A 19,691-nucleotide genomic window follows, 5' to 3' on the forward strand; every position below is an offset into this window, starting at 1 on the left:
GGTGAACCTTATGGGCTTAAAATTCCAACGAGAAGACTCGCTAGATAAAATGTTTGATGATTTTGCCTTTCTTCCCGATAACGACAAAGACAATAAAAAGCAGGAAAAGGACATTGAGCGTTTCTTAAAAAACGAACCTGATGATGAAAAAGAGCAAAAAAAAGCAAATAATATAAAAAAAGCAGACTAACAAAAAAGGCACAGGACTGCGAGGTCCTTGCCTTTTTTACCTTTTTAGCTAAGAAATGAGCGACCAAATCAACTTATCTGGGAGAATTAGAATCTGATCCTCCTTCTCACATTACAACTTTTCATATAAAACACTTTGCCGTAAGCGAATCAAGCCGATAATCACCAGACAAAGAATGAAAACGACGCCTGCTAGGATCGTGACCACAAAGCCAGCTACCACGATTGGGGATTGAGTAAAGCGAATCATTGGTTCAAAAAAAGTGGTTTTGATCAAATCCGGGATGTCTGTCGCTAGCAGTTGCTGAATCGCATGATTGAAATCCTTTGCCGTTGCACTCGATGGCAAAACAGCCATAAAACTCCCTACACCATAATTTGCAACTCCAATCCATGCAACAGCAACATTTCCTAATGCAAGTAATCCGATACCAACATTTCCAACAACAACCGATCCAACGGCGATATTTCCTATACCAACGAGCAAGGCAAAACAGAAATGACCAAAAGCGAACGCGCCGATGCTGATGGTCCCGATTGCCAACGCGCCAAAGGACATAACACCGATCGATAGCAGTCCCAAACTGATAAGCCCCATAGCAATGACCCCTTTGGCTTTAACGCCAAGACAGAACCAGCCAGACGCAGTGGGTACCTCTTTCATCAGAACAAAAAACTCTCGAACGCTCGTCACTTGATTCAGTAATAAGAATAAATTGGGAATCAAAATGTGCATTAACGGAAGCCGTAGAACCCTCCGTTCACTTTTGTATTCATAATAGTAGGTTTCTTTCTTTTCTTTTAATAGCTCTTCCACTGGAGTGCCTAATAAATCGGCGAGACGAACCAATGTCTCGATGTCTGGCAACCCATTTCCTCGTTCCCATTTTGAAATGGCCTTATCAGAAACAAATAACCTCGCAGCTAATTCCTTCTGGGTTAAGTTATGTCTTGATCGATAGTCTTTTAATTTTTTACTTAATGTTTCATGCATTCGACCACACCTCCTTGTTACAAGTTTAACAAATATTAAGGAGATTTTCGCTGAAATTGGGCAAATTTGGCACTCTACGCTCCGTAGAATAGCCTAAATCCCCAATTTTTACTTTTAAAAAGCAAAAAAACGAAGGGAGCGACTTGCTCGCTTCGTTTCTTTATTCAAAATTATTTGATTGCTGCTTCGATGGCTTTCCATGCTTCTTCTTTTCCTTGTTTGGTAATGGAAGAAAAAAGAATGAACGTATCAGCTGGATCAAAGGACAACGCTTTTTTGATCATACTTTCATGCTTATTCCATTTCCCACGAGGGATTTTGTCTGCTTTGGTGGCAACAACGATCACAGGGATCTCATAATACTTTAAAAATTCATACATCTGAACATCTTCTTGGGAAGGTGCATGGCGCAAATCTACCAAAGATACTACTGCTCGCAGCTGCTCTCTTTGTTCGAGGTACGTTTCAATCATTTTTCCCCATTTTGCTCGCTCGGTTTTTGATACTTTTGCATAGCCATAGCCAGGGACATCGACAAAATGCAGCGTATTTTCAACCAAATAAAAATTCAATGTTTGGGTTTTCCCCGGTTTTGACGAGGTTCGGGCTAAGTTTTTACGGTTAATCAATGTATTGATAAAGGAAGATTTACCGACATTGGAGCGCCCTGCTAAGGCAATCTCCGGTAAGGGTGTATCTGGGTATTGTGCTGGTGAAACAGCACTAATGACGATCTCAGCTTCATGTACTTTCATTGGATCGCTCCTTTTCATTTTTTTCAAAAAGAAAGCCGGATAGCAATGAAACTATCCGACTTGGTCTCGATTAGACTGCTTTTTTTGTCTCTTCATTGTAAATGATTTTTGGTTCGCCAAGTCCTTTCGCAGCTTCTTCCGTAATAGTGACTTTTTGAATCGACTCATCAGAAGGAACATTGAACATGACTTCCATCATGATATTTTCGATGATCGAACGTAATCCACGAGCACCGGTGTTTCGCTCAATTGCTTGCGCAGCAATCGCACGTAAAGCCTCTGGCTCAAATTCGAGTTCTGTGTCATCTAATGCCATCAATTTTTGATATTGTTTGACAAGGGCATTTTTTGGTTCAGTCAAAATATGCACTAAATCATCTACCGTCAATTTCTCTAAAGCAGCCATCACTGGCAAACGGCCGATAAATTCAGGGATCAAACCGAATTTAAGCAAATCTTCAGGAATGATCTGTTGCATCACGCTCTCGCCTTCTTCAAGACGTTTGTTGTTTGTACCAAACCCAATGGTTTTTTCACCTAAGCGGTTTTTAACAATTGTTTCGATCCCGTCAAACGCCCCACCAACGATAAAGAGAATATTGGTCGTATCGATTTGGATCATCTCTTGATGCGGATGTTTCCGTCCCCCTTGAGGCGGCACACTAGCAGTGGTTCCTTCTAGGATTTTCAGCAAAGCTTGCTGAACACCTTCACCGGAGACATCACGAGTAATCGATACATTTTCACTCTTACGGGCGATTTTATCGATCTCATCAATATAGATAATCCCTTTTTCAGCCATTTCTACATTATAATCAGCAGCTTGTAAAAGCTTCAAAAGAATATTTTCCACATCTTCACCGACATAGCCGGCTTCTGTTAAACTGGTTGCATCAGCGATTGCAAAAGGCACATTCAGTGAACGTGCTAGCGTTTGTGCCAAAAATGTTTTACCTGAACCTGTTGGTCCGATCAAGCAAATATTGCTTTTCTGTAACTCCACATCTTCAGCTGTCGTTTCTACATTGACGCGTTTGTAGTGATTATAAACCGCTACAGCCAATGTTCGTTTGGCACGATCTTGTCCAATCACATATTCATTGAGGACATTCAATAGTTCTTGCGGTTTCGGCACTTCGGTAAACTCCCGAACTGCTTCTTCGTAAAACTCTTCATCAATGATTTCTTTGCACAAATCAATGCACTCATTACAGATATAGACCCCAGGCCCTGCAACGATCTTTTTCACCTCTTCTTGCGTTTTTCCGCAAAAAGAACAACGAACAGCTTCATTACCGTTTGTATTATCGTACATACTGTTCACCCCTTGAAAATTTTCCAACCTATTTAAAGGAGTGGAATTTGGTTTACTAACTTTGCAGTCTTAAACAATCATATCATAACTTTTTTGAAAGAAAAAGTCATTTTTACTTTGCCTAACGTTTTCTTATCATTTGTTAGTAATTCCGAAATACCCCCTATTTACTCCCATGAAAAAACGGCCAACACCACTAGATGTTCGCCGTTTTTAGAGTTTTGCCTACGCTTCTTTTGCAGTACCTGTTACAAGTTCAACTGCTTTTTTCATTGTAATATCATGTTTCAACATGTCTTCTGTTAAGACGCGTTTGATTTGATCTACTGGCATATTGTAAGCTTCAGAAAGTTCTTTGATTTCTTTTTCGATATCTTCTTCTGTTGCTTCCAAACCTTCTTCTTTAGCGATCGCTTCAATGACAAGGTTTGTTTTCACGCGTGTTTCTGCTTCGCCTTCAAATTGTGTGTGAAGATCTGCTTCAGTTGAACCAGTTAATTGATAATACATTTCTGGTGAGATTCCTTGACGTTGCATATTGTTCAAGAACTCATCCATTGAACGGTGTACTTCATCATGTACCATTGAATGTGGTAATTCAACGATTTCTGCGTTTTCAACTGCTTGACGGATCGCAGCTTCATCTTTTGCATCTTCTGCTGCTTTTTCTTTTGTTTCAGTCAATTCAGCACGATATTTTTCTTTTAATTCAGCTAATGATTCAACGCTGTCATCAACGTCTTTTGCGAATTCATCATCTAATTCAGGAAGTTCTTTTGCTTTTACTTCGTGAACCGTTACTTTGAAGACTGCTTCTTTACCAGCTAAATCTTCTGCTTGATAATCTTCTGGGAAAGTCACGGTAACGTCTTTGCTATCGCCAGCTTTTGTTCCTACTAATTGTTCTTCAAAACCAGGGATGAATGAGTTTGAGCCAAGTTCAAGTGAGTAGTTTTCACCTTTGCCGCCTTCAAATGTTTCTTCTCCTAAGAAGCCTTCAAAGTCGATAACGACTGTGTCGCCATTTTCAGCTGCTTCGTCTTCTTTGATAACTAATTCAGCTTGTGCTTCTTGTTCGCGTTTGATGCGTGCATCAACGTCTTCTTCTGTTACTTCACGGTCTTGTTTTTCAACAGTTAAATCTTTGTAATCACCAAGTTTTACTTCAGGTTTTACAGTAACTTCTGCTTTGATTACCCAGTCTTGACCTTTTTCCATGCTGTCAACGTCGATTTTTGGTTGCGAAACCGGATCGATCCCTGCTTCTTTTACAGCAGCTTCATAAGCTTCTGGAAGAACAGCGTTCAATGCATCTTCATACAACGCTTCTTCGCCGTACATACGGTTAAATACTTGGCGTGAAACTTTCCCTTTACGGAAGCCAGGTACGTTAAGATTGCCTTTCACTTTATTGAATGCAGTCGTCAAGCCTTTTTGGATTTCCGCTTGAGCGATCGTAAATGTCAAAACACCATCATTGGTGCCTGTTTTTTCCCATTTTGCAGTCATTTATTTCCCTCCGAATATTAATTGATTTACATATGAAATAGCTTCATGCATACCTTTAAATAGTACACTAACGTTGTTTAATTGTAAACATTTTACCATGAAAGTTGCGAATTTTTCTTTCAGCGAATGCTCAAACGTAGGATATTGCGCAAGTGTCGTTTGCGTTCTTCTATTTCATTGTCTGCTTTTGGCTGTTCTTTTTCTTCAAATAACCCGCGATAATCTTCAATGTAGCTTGCCACCCATGCGTTTGCCTCTTCTTTTGCCGGTAAAAACGGGTAACTTATCGCTAAATGATCATCGATTTCTGCTGAGACACTTTCCGCTAAAATCGGGTCCTCTTGGGCGATCGTTTCTTCGATCGCTTTATGGATCGCTTTAACAGCGTCATCCTCCTGTAAAAGTTTCAATTCTTTCGGAACGATTTGCTGCATATTCCCAAGGTAATCGATTAGGTCAAAAGGTTCGTCCACTTCAAGACGCACGAGCTCATCCACTAATTTAGGTAGCAAATACGGATTTTTGATGGAAGCCAACGTGTCATGCATCAGCGAGATAAATTGTGATTTGGTAATAGCTTGGGTAAAAATGTGCCACTCTGTTGCACTCACCGGTTGATTGGCTTCATCTAATGCGCGTAAATGCTTGCGTTTCCCATGAAAATCTTCCAATCCTAAAATTTGTTGTACTTCTTCTACTTTAGCTAGTTCACTAGCCAACTGTTCCTGATAGCGTTTTGGAATTTTTGTTTTCTGACCTAATGTAAGCCAGCGCCGAGTTTTTAAGTATTGACCATCCAAGATCAGCAGATGACCAATTTGTAAAAAACCATCAGTTTGTTTCAAATAATCATCTAGATAGTCTTCCGCAAGATCTAACGCTTTGGCAAAATCATTCAGCTGTTGCAAGCATTCCACGAGCCATTGATTGATCTCAAAACTGGCGTTTTTTTGATAAAGTTCATTGTACAAACGAAAAGCCTGCAAAAACTCTTTTGACTGGTAGGCTTTTTCTGCCGCCAGACGAAGCCGCTCATTTGGTCCCGGGAAATCAATCGTCTCACCCATTCACGACCCCTCCTTTACTAATTGCTTGATCTGCTAGTTAGTTTTGTGCACCAATCATTACGTGATTGGCATCCACCTGTTTATTAAAGGCCTTGATCAAATTGATGGTTACCACACTTGTTTCTGCAAAATAATCCGCAGCCTGCTGCTTATTTTTATTAAAGACGATTGGTAAATAACCGAGATAAAAGAAAACATTGAATTGCAGCACATAGCGCCCGCAAAGTTCGCGGATCAAGACCGTTTGCCAACTGAGTTCTTCTTCTACAAAAGAAATAACGCGAATGCCAAAGAGCATTTTCCCAATTGTTTGGCCATGATTCAGCTTCGTCATCAGAACAAAATAGCCCAGATAGATCGCTAAGGCACAGACGTTGTAAAGTCCAAACCGCTGGTTAGTTGCCGTTAGATTCGCTAGATTATAGATACTGCCGATCGTTATTTGCGTGATTGCCCGGATCACTAGAAGATCCACTAAAAAAGCAAACAGACGTATCCAAAAACCGGCAAAAAAGTAGCTAGGAAAGTCATTAAAGAACCGTTTGTCTTCGGTCTGTTTTTCAGGTTCTTCAAAATGTTGCCACGCTTTTTGTCTTTCTTCGATTTCACTTTGGTTATACTCTTCTTCTTGAAAAGACGTCAAGACTTGTTGATAAAAATCATCGGGATGGTTTACTTGTGCGTTCTTCATCGCTTTGCTGGCGTTTACTGGTTCGGCTGTTTCTGAAACCTGCGCTTCAGTTCGTACATCCGTATGACCGGTTGACGGTGTGGAGGTTTCGCGCTGTTCCCTTTGATCGATTGATGTACTTGTGTGATTGTCATCTGTTGACGATGCGGCAGCGGAATACTTGTTTTTATCTGTCATAGTTATTCACCTCCATAGTAATAAAGAGGTTTAGGGGCATCGCTTGTTCCTAGGCTTTCCATCAATTGGATCACTCGTTCTGTATTTGATTCTTTTAGTCCTTGCAGTTCGGCTAAACTTGAACCTAACCAAGTAGAAGCAAATCCAGTAGATGAAACGTCATAGCTGAAAATCTCTGCATCTTCCAAGCCTAGATCTGCTTGCATTGCTGCTAATGTATCTTCAGGAAAACCGATTTCATCCACTAAGCCAACAGACACTGCTTGCTGACCATCATAGATGCGGCCATCAGCGATCTTTCTAACGGCTTCTTCTGTCATGCCGCGTCCTTCAGCCACAATTTTAACGAACCGACCATAAGCATTGTCGACATAGGTCTGCAAGACTTCTTTATCGGCTTCTGTTGGCTCTCTCGTTGCTGAACCTACATCTTTTAGTGCACCACTTTTATACGTATTGTCTTCGATCCCTAGCTTTTCGAATAAGCCGGCATAGTTGAGCCCCGACATGATCACTCCGATCGAACCGGTAATCGTTTCATCCGTTGCGAAAATTTTATCAGCACCTGCCGAAATATAATAACCGCCACTGGCTGCCATGTTTTTCATACTGACATACATCGGAATCCCTAACTCTTTGATTTTTGCTAATTCACGAGCAATCTCGGCACTTTCATAGACGCCGCCTCCTGGGGTATTGACTTCCATCAAGATGCCCCCAATAGTTGGATCTTCTTGGATCATCCGTAGTTCTTCTAAAAATCGCTGATGATCATAAGATTCTGTTGTGAATAAGCCGCCACTGGAGCTGCTGGCGATCGTTCCTTCTAAAGATAAGCGAACAATGCGATTGTCTTGATCTCCGGCAACTAACGTTGTCTCTTCGATCGCATTACTTCCGTAGAACAAAGCATTTAAACCTTGCAGCGTTTGAGTTTCCTCTTGCTCTGAACGATTTGTGATTACTGAAAAAACCCCCGAGCAGATAAATAACCCTGCTGCGATCGCCGCTGCGATCCATCTTCTTTTATTCATTTTCCCACCTAACTTTTCGCCTTTCCCATAATTTAGTATAGATTTTTGATGACGATCACTGCTTCTTCGTCACCAACCGCATCAAATTTCTCGCTTTTTTCAGCTAAGACGTAGCCGCCAAAAAATTCCTTTGTTAGTTCATCCTGGACTTTGAATGTTTGCGCGGTTTCCACGGTGACTGATCCGGGTAAAATTTCTTGCAAGCTGTCCCAGCCCGTATCCAACATGACCTTTGTTTCATCTGTGACATTAGGATCTTTTTCTATCGCAGCTACTATTTTCTTTAGCTCTGAAAAAGTCATACAATTTACAAATTCTGGCATTTCATTCCCTCACTTTCTTACTTTTTTATTGTAGCGAACTTAAAAAAAAAAGCATAGCTTTATGAGGAAATTTCTTGGGAATCTTATTCGACAAAGCTATGTCAGCTATTTTGATTCCCTTTAGACTGGTTCAAATCAACCTTACCAATAACTATACCAATTATTTTCATATAACTTACAGTTGACAGAAACAGGAATAAATATTATGATATTGCTTGTATTTCTATAAAATATTTCACAAGGAGGATAGATAGACCAATATGGATAGCGCCTGATCTGGAAACAGATGACGAGGAAAGAGTTTATCGAAACATTCGGCGGATGACTCTAGGGACTGCACTCTACAGGCAAGAACAAATCTCATCGTAAGATGATGACAAAGACTTGCTGCGCAGATAGAAATACATAATGCCAAACTAAATTTTTTGAAAGTAGGATTATCATTATGTGTGGAATTGTAGGAATCGTAGGAAAATCAAATGCAGAACGAATTATTTTAAACGGATTGGAACGCTTAGAGTATCGGGGCTATGACTCAGCAGGCCTTTATGTCGCTGATCGGACTTCGGATCATTTAGTGAAAGCCCAAGGAAGAATCAAAAACTTGGAAGAAAAAGTGACTTCTGAAGTAACAGGAACGATCGGTATCGGACATACCCGTTGGGCGACCCATGGCAAGCCATCAGAAATGAATGCTCATCCTCACACTTCGGCAAACCAAGCACTCGTTTTGGTTCATAATGGTGTGATCGAAAACTTTGAAGAGCTTCATCAAGAATATTTAAGCAACCACCAGTTTGAAGGTCAAACAGATACCGAAATCGTTGTTCATTTGATTGAAGTGTTGAAAGAGCAAGACAACAGCACGACCAAAGCGGCCTTTAAAAAAGCTTTGTCCTTGATTCGCGGCTCTTATGCCTTTGCTTTAGTAGAAAAAAAAGATCCAGAAACCATTTATGTTGCTAAAAATAAAAGTCCCTTATTGATCGGTTTGGGAGATGGATTTAATGTCATTTGCAGCGATGCCTTAGCAATGCTCGATCAAACGACTCATTTTGTTGAGATCGAAGATGGCGAAATGGTGACCGTAACAGCCGATGCGATCGAAATCGAAGATCCAAAAGGAAACCTTGTGTACCGTGAATCTTATGAAGCACAACTAGATCTGACTGACATCGAAAAAGGAACGTACCCTTACTACATGTTAAAAGAAATCGATGATCAACCAACCGTGATGCGCCGCTTGATCCAAGAATATCAAGGAGAATCCGGTGAAGTAGTAATCGATCCAGCGTTAAAAAACGAACTTTTAGCGAGCGATCGAATCTACATCATCGCATGTGGTACCAGTAATCATGCTGGTTGGGCAGCAAAATCCATTTTAGAAAAGCTAACACAGATCCCTGTTGAGGTTCACTTATCTAGTGAGTTTGGCTACAACATGCCATTGTTGTCAGCAAAACCCTTCTTCTTGTTCTTATCACAAAGTGGTGAAACGGCAGATAGCCGTCAAGTATTAGTGACGATCAACCAGTTAGGTCTTCCTAGTCTCACGATTACCAATGTTGCTGGTTCTACTCTTTCTCGAGAAGCGAACCATACCTTATTGCTTCATGCTGGTCCAGAAATCGCCGTTGCCTCTACAAAAGCATATACCGGACAGATCGCTGTCATGACCTTATTAGCAAAAGCCATTGGTGATGAAAAAGCTGTCCCTGAAGCATTGGATTTTGACGTGTTCCATGAACTAAGCATCGTTGCTTCTGCAATGGAGGCTTTAGTGGATGAAAAAGCTGTTATCAGTCAATTTGCTGAAGATTTTCTTTCCGAAACCCGTAATGCATTTTACATTGGTCGTGGGAATGATTACTATGTATCAATGGAAGCGGCATTGAAATTAAAAGAAATTTCTTATATCCAAGCGGAAGGCTTTGCGGCTGGTGAATTAAAACACGGCACCATCGCGTTGATCGAAGAAGGTACACCAGTGATCGGTGTGATCACGGAAGAAGTGACTGGCTCTCATACGCGAGGCAATTTGAAAGAAGTCGAATCTCGTGGGGCTCACACCCTTGTGATCGTTAGTCAAGAGTTAGCAAAAGCGACTGATCAAATCATTTTGCCAAATGTTCATCCATTGGTAACCAGCTTAGTGGCAGTCGTTCCAACACAGCTGCTGGCTTACTTTGCCACTTTACAACGCGGATTCGATGTTGATAAACCAAGAAACTTAGCAAAATCCGTTACCGTTGAATAGTTTTTTAAAAAACTGAAACCGAATTGGTTATCTTCTGTTTAATAAAAAGAACTCCTCGTTCGATGACTCGATCGTTCATAGGGGTTCTTTTTTCTTGTTTTCTGCCCAACAAATCCGAAAAGACTTTTAAAAGCAACTATACTTCGCAAGGCTTGCCCACGGCGTGTTCCCTTTTAAGCGTTGTCGACAAATTCGTTGACAAGTTTCTCTAGTTCGCAAGTTGGCTTCTTGCTGGTAAGTAGACAAAAAAGACGACCAAAGAATATCTTTGATCGTCTTACTTCTTCATTTATTCCGCACCGATTTCTTCTCGAACGACCGCTGCGATTTTTTCAACATAGTAATCGACTTTTTCAATGGTTGGTGCTTCTGCCATCACCCGAAGCAATGGTTCTGTTCCTGAAGGACGAACCAAGATCCGGCCTTCACCGTTCATTTCTGCTTCTGTCTCTTCCACGATTTTACGGATAGCTGGAACATCCATCGCACCATTTTTATCTGTCACTCGAATGTTGACAAGTTTTTGTGGATAGATCGTTACCTCTCCTGCTAATTCCGACAGTTTCTTGCCCGTTTGTTTCATGATATTCAATAGTTGAATTCCTGATAGTAAACCGTCACCTGTCGTATTGAAATCCAAGAAAATCATATGCCCTGATTGCTCGCCACCGAAATTATAATCGTTTTTACGCATTTCTTCTACGACATAACGGTCACCGACTTGTGTGATCACATCTTTCAGACCAATTGCTTCCACTGCTTTGTGGAACCCTAAATTGCTCATGACTGTTGTAACGATCGTTCCTTGGTTCAAGCGTTTTTGTTCTGCTAAATATTTTGCACAGATATACATGATCTTATCGCCATCAACGATATTTCCTAGTTCATCAACTGCGATGACCCGATCGCCATCTCCATCAAATGCAAGACCAGCATCGGCCCCTTTTTCAACGACGAATTCGGCTAATGGTTCGGGGTGAGTCGAACCAACACCATCATTGATGTTCAACCCATCTGGGGAAGTTCCCATTGTGAAGAATTCTGTTTCTAGATCGGCAAACAAACGATTAACGCTTGTAGCTGTTGCGCCATTTGCTGCATCGACACAAACCGTGATCCCTTCTAAATCGTCAGGAATTGTTTGACGTAGAAATTGAGAGTATTTCAATAACCCTTCTGGGAACTCATCCACCGTTCCTAAGCCATCGGCAGAAGGTCGAGGAAGTGTATCTTCCGGCGCATCAAGCAATGCTTCAATTTCAGCTTCTTGTTCATCGACTAATTTAAAGCCATCATTTCCGAAGAACTTGATCCCATTGTCTTGTGCAGGATTGTGAGAGGCAGAGATCATCACACCTGCGCTTGCTTTTTGTACTTTCGTCAAGTATGCCACTCCTGGTGTGGAAATAACGCCTAATTGAAATACCTCGATCCCAACGGATAACAAACCAGCAATCAATGCGCTTTCTAGCATTTGTCCAGAAATTCGTGTGTCTCGCCCAACCAATACGCGAGGACGACGGTCTCCGGTTTCATGTTGACTTAGTACATAGCCGCCGTAACGCCCCAATTTAAATGCTAACTCAGGTGTCAATTCCTTGTTAGCTTCTCCTCTAACACCATCAGTACCAAAATATTTTCCCATTTTAATAACCTCTCTTATTCATTCTCTACAGTCAAACGACTAAGAACTACTTGTCGTCGTGCTGCTTGCGGAATTCTCTGTTTGTTCGTTCGTCGTGTCGTCTGTTGAAGAGTTGTCTTGAGAATTCTCACTATTCACTGCTTCATTGCTATCATTGTTTGATTGATTCTCCGTAGTAGCTTCTGCAACCGGTGTGATTTGGATCGTCACGACCGTTGGATTGATTGTTGTCCCCTCAGGCACTGGAATGGTTACTGTCCGTTCCGTCGTTGTCGTGATCTCACTAACGTCCACCGGCACACCGATCTGTTGGGTTTCATCCAAGATACTTTGTGGTCCTGTCAGAACGGCACTGATACTACTCATGCGATAAATGTAATGGGAGATCCCGTCTGGAGTTGTCCCTTGTTGTGTAACAAACAATTCAATTTCTTTGCTTGGAGCCTCCATCACCAATGCAACATCTACCGAATCAGGATCCGCGATGATCGCTAATGGATTGTTGTCGCTATCCCAGGCTTCGATGGTTCCATTGACAGTGATCGAATCCCCAGTGATATCATCTGGATTTACGATCGCTACCACTCGGTCGATTTCAGCTAATGTTTGATCGCCAGTTGTGATTTCTACTTTCTGCGGATCGACACTCATTGAATCGACGCCGTAACCACTCGTTGCTCCGTCAGTGGAGATGACGGGTTCAACGGTAAACGTTTGGGTCACTTTTTTCTCGATCGTCACAGTGACTGTTTTTGGTTCGATTTCAGCTGTGACGCTTGAACTAAGATTTTTTACTTCTAAAGGGACCTCATGGGTTCCTTCATCGAGCCCAGTCAAATCAGCTACGACTCGAAAGCTCCGTGTTTCCTCACTACGTTCTGCATTCAATTGTACCCGATTTCGACTAGATAAAGTCACATCCACTGTTGTTTCAAATCCTTGGATGAAGTATTCATCCGTGTCGTAGGTGGTCTGAATCGGTACATTTTCGATCTCTTCCTCATAAGGATTTGATGTTCCCGCAAGATTGACTTGCAGGCTTGATCCGCTGGCGATGAAAAACAAAACCAGACTAAAGAACAGCGCTAGTATACCATAAAATACGTTTTGACGACGCTCTTTCTTGATCATTTTCTTCCTCCTTTGTTGACCCCTTCAAAGAAAGATTGCAGCAAGTTGCGTTTGCCAGGTTTTTCTTCCGGAACTAATTCGCGATTCAACACGTCGAGATACTCTTGGCGAGAAAGTTCAGTCAGCATGCGATTATTTAGCGTAATACTAACGTCGCCGGTTTCTTCTGAGACGATAATGGTCAATGCGTCACTGACTTCTGATATCCCAACAGCTGCTCTATGACGTGTCCCGAATTCTTTCGGAATCAGTGGACTTTCTGACAATGGCAAGTAGGCACTAGCAACAGCGATCTTATCATCTCTTAAAATGACTGCACCATCATGCAGCGGTGTATTAGGAATAAAAATATTGATCAGTAGTTCGCCCGTCACATCCGCATCTAAGGGAATCCCAGTTTCGATGTATTCTTCTAAACCAGTCGTCCGCTCGATCGTGATCAATGCACCGATCTTTCGTTTTGCCATATATTGAACAGCTTTGTCCAGTGCTTGGACCAAAACTTCATCCCGCCGTTTTTCGTTTTTAGAAGTCTTGAAGAAAGAGCTGCGTCCAAGATGCTCTAGCCCCCGTCGAATTTCTGGTTGGAAAATAACAATTGCGGCGATCACCCCATAAGTAATGACTTGATCCATCAACCAAGATAGCGTCTTTAATCCTACGATACCAGCCAAAAACCTTAGAACAATGAACAGTCCGACTCCTTTGAACAACTGGATCGCTTTTGTCCCTCGCACAAGCTGGATAAGCTTATAAACCAAGTACCAAACAACGATCACATCTAAAACATTTACTAAAAAAGACCAAGAAAATATATCAAATGAGAGCAATTCTCTCCAATAATCTAAATTAAAAAAATCCCTGAAATTTATCAACATAAACAGCCTTCCTTTATTCTTAAGACTTCAGATAATAGTATAACATAGGACCTCTTCAAAGATTTGAAAAAAAACAAATTTATGAAAAAGTTTTGAAAAAATAAACAGCTCTTTTATTTAGTTTACCATTATCATGAAATCATTGTTTGTCAAAGGTCTTAGAAGATTTCATCTAAAAGAGCTTCTTGCACGCATTTCATAGGAAAAACAACAAACGACCCTGAAAAAACGTGATAAAGCGTTTTTCCAGGGTCGTTCCTCAGCTAGCGATTATTCTTGCTGACGACGTTTTGCGCGCGCTGCACGCCGTGCTGCTCTTTCAGCGAGCTGTTCTTCGCTTAACGGCTGTTTTTCTCTTCGCACACGCTCCGTTTTTACTGCCATTGGTTGTTCTGTATCAGTACTTACATTTTTTTCAAGCTTTGCTCGAATTTTTTCTTCTTGACCTGCTAAGCGGGCATAGTTATAGAAACGAGTTTTCGCATCTGAAACGGTTTTTTCAAACAAGGCTTGCGCCGCATTGGGATTGGCAGACTGCAAGGAAGCAAATCGGACTTGGGTCTGCATAAAGGCAGGCATTTGATCAAATGCTGGCTTTTTGAAATCGAGCGTCATTGGCTGTTTCCCATTTTCTGCCAACAGCGGGTTATAGCGGTAGAGACTCCAATACCCTGATGCAACTGCTTCTTGCGCTTCTTTCAAGGATTGACGCATTCCGCCAGCAAGACCGTGAGTGATACATGGCGTATAGGCAATGATGATTGACGGTCCCGGGAACCGCTCGGCTTCTTCAAAGGCTTTGATCGTTTGCATTTGATTAGCACCAGATGCGATTTGTGCGACGTAGACATGTCCGTAGGTCATCGCCATCATTCCTAAATCTTTTTTGGAAACAAACTTGCCACTAGCAGCGAATTTAGCAATAGCCGAAGTTGGTGTCGCTTTGGAGACTTGCCCCCCCGTATTGGAATAAACTTCATTATCTAACACAAGAATATTGACATCTGCACCAGAAGCGAGAACATGATCGATACCGCCAAACCCAATATCATATGCCCAGCCATCGCCACCTATCATCCATTGGCTTGGCTTAACAAACAAATCTTTTTCCTGCAGGATTTTGTTCAGCTGAGGTGTCGTGGAAGCCTCAGCTTCTAAGGCGGCGATCAATTTTGCTGCTCGCTGCTGTGTCCCAGCACTTTCTTCTCGATGAAGGTCCCAATCATCAATCAAAGCCTGCAATTCTTCTGATACAGCGGCTTTCAATGACTGCAACTGGGCTGCTAATTTCTCCCGTCGGGTTTGGTTGGCTAAGAACATGCCATAGCCATATTCGGCATTGTCTTCAAACAGCGAGTTTGACCAAGCTGGACCCTGTCCTAAGTGATTGGTTGTATAAGGGGATACTGGTGAGGTTCCACCCCAAATCGAAGAGCAACCGGTCGCATTGGCGATCATCATGCGATCACCAAACATTTGGGTCAGAAGTTTGACATAAGGGGTTTCCCCACAGCCCGCACAAGCACCAGAGAACTCCAATAAGGGCTTATTGAATTGGGAGCCCAAAACAGTTCCTGGTTTTGCTGGATTTTCCTTTTGGCGTAAAGTCATCGCAAAAGCCCAATTTAAAGCTTGCTCTTTTTGTTCTTCGTAAGGACGCATCGTCAAGGCTTTCCCTTTGGCGGGACATGCCTCCACACAAAGGCCGCAACCTGTACAATCTTCAACGGAAACTTGAATTCGATATTTTTGGCCGTTCGCTCCTCGCATCTCTCTGACGATAAAGCCTTCCGGTGCTTCGGTTAATTCATCTTCATCTGCCAAAAACGGGCGGATCGCCGCATGAGGACAGACGAAGGCACACTCATTGCACATGGTACAGCGATCTGATAGCCACTCGGGCACTTCAACAGCGATGCCCCGCTTCTCAACCGCTGTTGTCCCGACAGGGATCACCCCTTCAGTCATTTGGTTCCTTACGAGGGTGCCGACGGATAGTTGATTGCCTTCTTGACGGTTGATGGGTTCCACAATTTCCCGCACAAATTGTGTCATAGCAGTGGATGTCCTTTCCGGCACTTCGATTGTTGCCCACTCGCTTGGAACAGGGATTTCTTGTAATAATTCGATGGTGCGATCAATGGCTGCTTGGTTCTTTTCAACGATCGCCATCGATTTGTGCCGATAACTTTTCAGCGCCTCTTCTTTTAAAATCGGCAAGATTTCCTCGGTCGGAATGATGTTTGCCAAGTAAAAGAAGGCTGTTTCCATCGCGGTATTGATCCGCCCACCTAAGCCAACTTCCATTGCCAACTGCATGGCGTTGATGGTATAAAAACGGATCTCGTTTTCAGCAAGATAACGTTTCATCTTCTTCGGTAGATTATTTAAAATTTGCTCTTGTGACCAGGTCGTATTTAATAAAAAGGTTCCGCCTTTTTTGAGTCCTTTCAGCAAATCATACGTATGCAAATACGCAGGCGTATGACATGCAACGAAATCCGCGTGTTCGATCAGATAGGTAGAACGAATGGGGGTATCCCCAAATCGCAGATGGGAAACCGTTAGACCACCAGATTTTTTCGAATCATAGTGGAAATAGCCTTGCACATATTTTTCGGTATGATCACCGATGATTTTGATTGCTGACTTATTCGCCCCAACGGTCCCATCAGAGCCGAATCCCCAGAATTTCGCTTGGAAGGTGGATGGATCAGTTAGATCTAGCGTGCCTTTTGAGGGCAACGACAATTGCGTCACATCATCCGTGATCCCAATGGTGAAGCGTTTCTTTTGGCTCGCTTTTGGCTTAATCAATTCGTCATAAACGGCAACGATTTGATCAGGCGTTACATCTTTTGACCCAAGACCATAGCGTCCACCAATGATCGTCGGCCGAATCGCTGCATCATACATGGCACTTTGCACATCCAAAAGCAAAGACTCTCCGTTGGCACCAGGTTCTTTGCTGCGATCCAATACAGCGATACTTTTGACGGTAGCAGGCATTTTTTCTAAGAAGACTTCTAATGGGAATGGTCGATACAGATGGATCGACAAGACTCCCACCTTGCGTCCAGAAGCGCACAAATGATCCACCGTTTGCTGGATCGTTTGCGTCGAGGACCCCATCGAAACGATAACTTCTTCGGCGTCCGCAGCACCATAATAATCCACTAAATCATAGTTGGTTCCTCTTAAAGCATTGATTTTCTTCATGTAAAAACGAACGATCTCAGGCAATGTTTGATAGTGCTGATTGATCGTTTCCCGCTGTTGAAAATGGATATCAGGATTTTGATTCGTCCCACTCGTTGTTGGGTGATTCGGATTCATCGCTTTTTGACGAAAAGCAGCCAACTTTTCATGATTAACCAGTTGTGCGAGTTCTTCATAGTCCAGCACCTCGATTTTTTGAATCTCGTGACTGGTTCGGAAACCATCAAAAAAGTTTAAAAATGGAATGTTGGCTTCAATTGCTGCTAAATGAGCGACTGGCGCTAAATCCATTACTTCTTGAACACTGCTTTCCGCTAGCATAGCAAAGCCTGTTTGTCGAGTGGCCATTACGTCGGTATGATCTCCGAAAATATTCAAGGCATTGGTTGTTACTGCTCGGCTGGCGACATGAAAGACGCCTGGCAGCATTTCCCCAGCAATCTTGTACATATTTGGTACCATTAACAAAAGTCCCTGAGATGCCGTATAGGTCGTCGTTAAGGCGCCGGTTTTTAATGAGCCGTGAACCACACCCGCCGCCCCTGCTTCAGATTGCATTTCAACCACTTTCACCGGCTGCCCAAAAAGATTATGCTTTCCCTGAGCAGACCACTGATCCACTAATTCAGCCATGGTTGAACTAGGGGTTATCGGATAGATCGCCGCAAGTTCCGTAAAGGCATAGGAAATATAGGCAGCTGCCGTATTGCCATCCATTGTTTTTCTTTTTCTCATCTATATAACTTCCTTTAATCATCATTTTGCACAATAAAACACAATTCATTATAGCTGAAAATCAAGGAATATAAAAGCACCGGCTGGGTAATTTTCTTTATTTCGTGAAACGAAATACATAGTATTTAGCTAATTTCCCTCCTCATTTCACAGACTCGGATCAAAATACCTGAGGCTTTTCTTTCAGTAGAAACTTCGGTAAACTAAAAGAAAAAGGAGGAATCTTAATGGATATTTCAATCATCAAAGCACAAGAAACAAATGCGGTAACAGGGATACATATCGGAGACCCTTCCGCTAAACCGATCGTCGAATTTATGAATTTGCGTTGTCCTTATTGTCGGCAATGGTTTGAGGAATCGTTACCGACCTTAAGTGAAGCTGTCACAGCTGGGAAACTACGCCGTGTCATCAAATTATTCGACAAAGAAAAAGAATCATTGCAACGAGGCAATGTGATGCATCGGTTTGTTTCCAGTACAGATCCTCAGGCAACGATCGCTGAGATTACAAAAATTTATCAAACACAAGACGAATGGGGTCGTCTATCTTTAAATGAAGTGGCAGAATATGCGAAAAATACCTTAGGGCTATCTGAACAAAATCATCCTGCGATCGCCGGAGAAATTGTGGAAGAAGCGAAAAACGCCAACATTCAATTTGTGCCAACGATTATCTTAAATGGGCACATTTTTGATGAATCGATCACTGCTGAGGAATTAACTGCATTGATCAATGAGTAACCACAAATAAAAGGGCAGGAGCAGATTTGACGCGAACATCCACGTCAAATCTGCTCCTGCTCTTTTGATTCATTTTTATTCCATTCGACTAGCTGACTTGTTCACGAAGATGATCGGCAAATTCGTTGATTTTTCGAATGCGATGATTGATCCCTGATTTCGAGATCGCTCCTGATGGAATCATTTCTCCTAGCTCTTTCAAGCTGACCTCGGGATGTTCCAAACGTAATTCGGCGATTTCTTGTAGCTTTTCAGGTAGAGCTTGCAAGCCAACTCGATCTTGAATAAACTCGATATTGTCGATCTGCTTCGAAGCAGCATCGATCGTTTTGTTCATATTGGCGGTTTCACAATTCACCAAACGGTTGACTGAGTTACGCATGTCTCGCACGATCCGCACGTCCTCGAATTTCAACATGGAATTGGTGGCGCCGATCAGTGTCAAAAAATCAGCGATTTTCTCAGCGCCTTTCAAGTAAGAAATATACCCATTTCTACGTTCTAATGCACGGGCATTCAAACCATATGCGTTTAGCATATCGCAAATATCTTGGTTATGCTCCTCGTAGATGGAATAAATCTCTAAGTGATAGCGGCTAGTTTCTGGATTGTTGATCGATCCTGATGCCATGAAAGCCCCTCGTAAATAGGAACGCATTTTTTGAGTATTGCCCATGATCTCATCAGAAACATGGCTTTGAAACATCAGCCCGTCCATGATATCTAAGTCCAAAAGCACGCGCTTTGTCTCTTGCTTCAAACGAACGATGTAGACGTTGTTCTTTTTTAATTTCATTTTGCGACGGACCAGCAACTCGCTGCGCACGTCGTAATGATCTTTTAGTAAAGAGTAAATACGTCTGGCAATCGCCGCGTTTTCTGTTTGAACGTTTAAAACAAATTGCTGGTTGTTGATACTTAATGACCCATTCATCCGAATCAAAGCTGCCAGTTCTGCCTTGGCATGTTCGCGATGAACTTCTAATGCAGTCAATTCTTTTTTTACTTCTGCTGCAAAGGACATAAAAA

The 19,691-nt window shown here is 42.2% G+C and carries 16 protein-coding genes; 3 read left to right on the top strand and 13 right to left on the bottom strand.

The window, feature by feature from the left end; genetic code table 11:
* The first annotated feature begins 10 nt into the window (after positions 1-10).
* On the top strand, positions 11-190 hold the full coding sequence (locus tag IGJ12_RS09170; protein ID WP_008380128.1) for an SPJ_0845 family protein: 180 nt from the start codon (positions 11-13) through the stop codon (positions 188-190).
* A gap of 111 nt (positions 191-301) precedes the next feature.
* On the opposite strand, the gene IGJ12_RS09175 is transcribed toward IGJ12_RS09170, so the two are convergent.
* The 8 genes from IGJ12_RS09175 to IGJ12_RS09210 all read right to left on the bottom strand — a co-directional run bounded on the left by IGJ12_RS09175 (position 302) and on the right by IGJ12_RS09210 (position 8,054).
* Positions 302-1,183, bottom strand: a complete 882-nt coding sequence (locus IGJ12_RS09175; protein WP_430618934.1) for a helix-turn-helix transcriptional regulator — start codon at positions 1,181-1,183, stop codon at positions 302-304.
* A 170-nt stretch (positions 1,184-1,353) separates the two neighbouring features.
* Positions 1,354-1,938, bottom strand: coding sequence for a ribosome biogenesis GTP-binding protein YihA/YsxC (gene yihA / locus IGJ12_RS09180; protein WP_430618936.1), 585 nt, complete (start codon positions 1,936-1,938; stop codon positions 1,354-1,356).
* Between the two features lie 70 nt (positions 1,939-2,008).
* Positions 2,009-3,253 carry an ATP-dependent Clp protease ATP-binding subunit ClpX gene (clpX, locus tag IGJ12_RS09185; RefSeq protein WP_005235713.1) on the bottom strand — a complete coding sequence of 415 codons (1,245 nt, stop codon included), beginning with the start codon at positions 3,251-3,253 and terminating at the stop codon, positions 2,009-2,011.
* Positions 3,254-3,478: 225 nt separating this feature from the next.
* Positions 3,479-4,762 (bottom strand): trigger factor, encoded by a 1,284-nt coding sequence (gene tig / locus IGJ12_RS09190; protein WP_005235710.1) that lies wholly within the window; start codon positions 4,760-4,762, stop codon positions 3,479-3,481.
* A gap of 119 nt (positions 4,763-4,881) precedes the next feature.
* Positions 4,882-5,829, bottom strand: coding sequence for a hypothetical protein (locus IGJ12_RS09195; RefSeq protein WP_086332412.1), 948 nt, complete (start codon positions 5,827-5,829; stop codon positions 4,882-4,884).
* Between the two features lie 37 nt (positions 5,830-5,866).
* Positions 5,867-6,697 carry an RDD family protein gene (locus tag IGJ12_RS09200; protein WP_086332413.1) on the bottom strand — a complete coding sequence of 277 codons (831 nt, stop codon included), beginning with the start codon at positions 6,695-6,697 and terminating at the stop codon, positions 5,867-5,869.
* 2 nt (positions 6,698-6,699) lie between these two features.
* Positions 6,700-7,731, bottom strand: coding sequence for a signal peptide peptidase SppA (sppA, locus tag IGJ12_RS09205; protein ID WP_430618937.1), 1,032 nt, complete (start codon positions 7,729-7,731; stop codon positions 6,700-6,702).
* Between the two features lie 32 nt (positions 7,732-7,763).
* Positions 7,764-8,054 (bottom strand): hypothetical protein, encoded by a 291-nt coding sequence (locus tag IGJ12_RS09210; RefSeq protein WP_005235701.1) that lies wholly within the window; start codon positions 8,052-8,054, stop codon positions 7,764-7,766.
* Between the two features lie 445 nt (positions 8,055-8,499).
* On the opposite strand from IGJ12_RS09210, the gene glmS reads away from it, so the two are divergent.
* The gene (gene glmS, locus IGJ12_RS09215; protein WP_008382201.1) at positions 8,500-10,311 is read left to right on the top strand and encodes a glutamine--fructose-6-phosphate transaminase (isomerizing); all 1,812 of its coding nucleotides are present in this window, start codon (positions 8,500-8,502) and stop codon (positions 10,309-10,311) included.
* Positions 10,312-10,600: 289 nt separating this feature from the next.
* Here glmS and glmM read toward each other — a convergent pair whose 3' ends face one another.
* From glmM to nifJ, 4 genes are all read right to left on the bottom strand, one after another.
* Positions 10,601-11,956 (bottom strand): phosphoglucosamine mutase, encoded by a 1,356-nt coding sequence (gene glmM, locus IGJ12_RS09220; RefSeq protein WP_016620049.1) that lies wholly within the window; start codon positions 11,954-11,956, stop codon positions 10,601-10,603.
* A 39-nt stretch (positions 11,957-11,995) separates the two neighbouring features.
* Positions 11,996-13,087, bottom strand: a complete 1,092-nt coding sequence (locus tag IGJ12_RS09225) for a CdaR family protein (RefSeq protein WP_016620048.1) — start codon at positions 13,085-13,087, stop codon at positions 11,996-11,998.
* On the bottom strand, positions 13,084-13,965 hold the full coding sequence (cdaA, locus tag IGJ12_RS09230; protein ID WP_005235688.1) for a diadenylate cyclase CdaA: 882 nt from the start codon (positions 13,963-13,965) through the stop codon (positions 13,084-13,086). The genes IGJ12_RS09225 and cdaA overlap by 4 nt, the downstream gene beginning before the upstream one ends.
* 270 nt (positions 13,966-14,235) lie before the next feature.
* Positions 14,236-17,919 carry a pyruvate:ferredoxin (flavodoxin) oxidoreductase gene (gene nifJ, locus IGJ12_RS09235; RefSeq protein WP_086299392.1) on the bottom strand — a complete coding sequence of 1,228 codons (3,684 nt, stop codon included), beginning with the start codon at positions 17,917-17,919 and terminating at the stop codon, positions 14,236-14,238.
* A gap of 227 nt (positions 17,920-18,146) precedes the next feature.
* On the opposite strand from nifJ, the gene IGJ12_RS09240 reads away from it, so the two are divergent.
* The gene (locus IGJ12_RS09240) at positions 18,147-18,662 is read left to right on the top strand and encodes a DsbA family protein (protein ID WP_430615208.1); all 516 of its coding nucleotides are present in this window, start codon (positions 18,147-18,149) and stop codon (positions 18,660-18,662) included.
* An 88-nt stretch (positions 18,663-18,750) separates the two neighbouring features.
* On the opposite strand, the gene whiA is transcribed toward IGJ12_RS09240, so the two are convergent.
* Positions 18,751-19,686: a DNA-binding protein WhiA gene (whiA, locus tag IGJ12_RS09245; RefSeq protein ID WP_005235679.1), complete on the bottom strand. Its 936-nt coding sequence runs from the start codon at positions 19,684-19,686 to the stop codon at positions 18,751-18,753.
* Positions 19,687-19,691 lie beyond the last annotated feature (5 nt).

It is taken from the genome of Enterococcus sp. DIV0802b, assembly GCF_050543535.1.
GTDB classification, from domain to species: Bacteria; Bacillota; Bacilli; order Lactobacillales; family Enterococcaceae; genus Enterococcus_D; species Enterococcus_D entomosocium.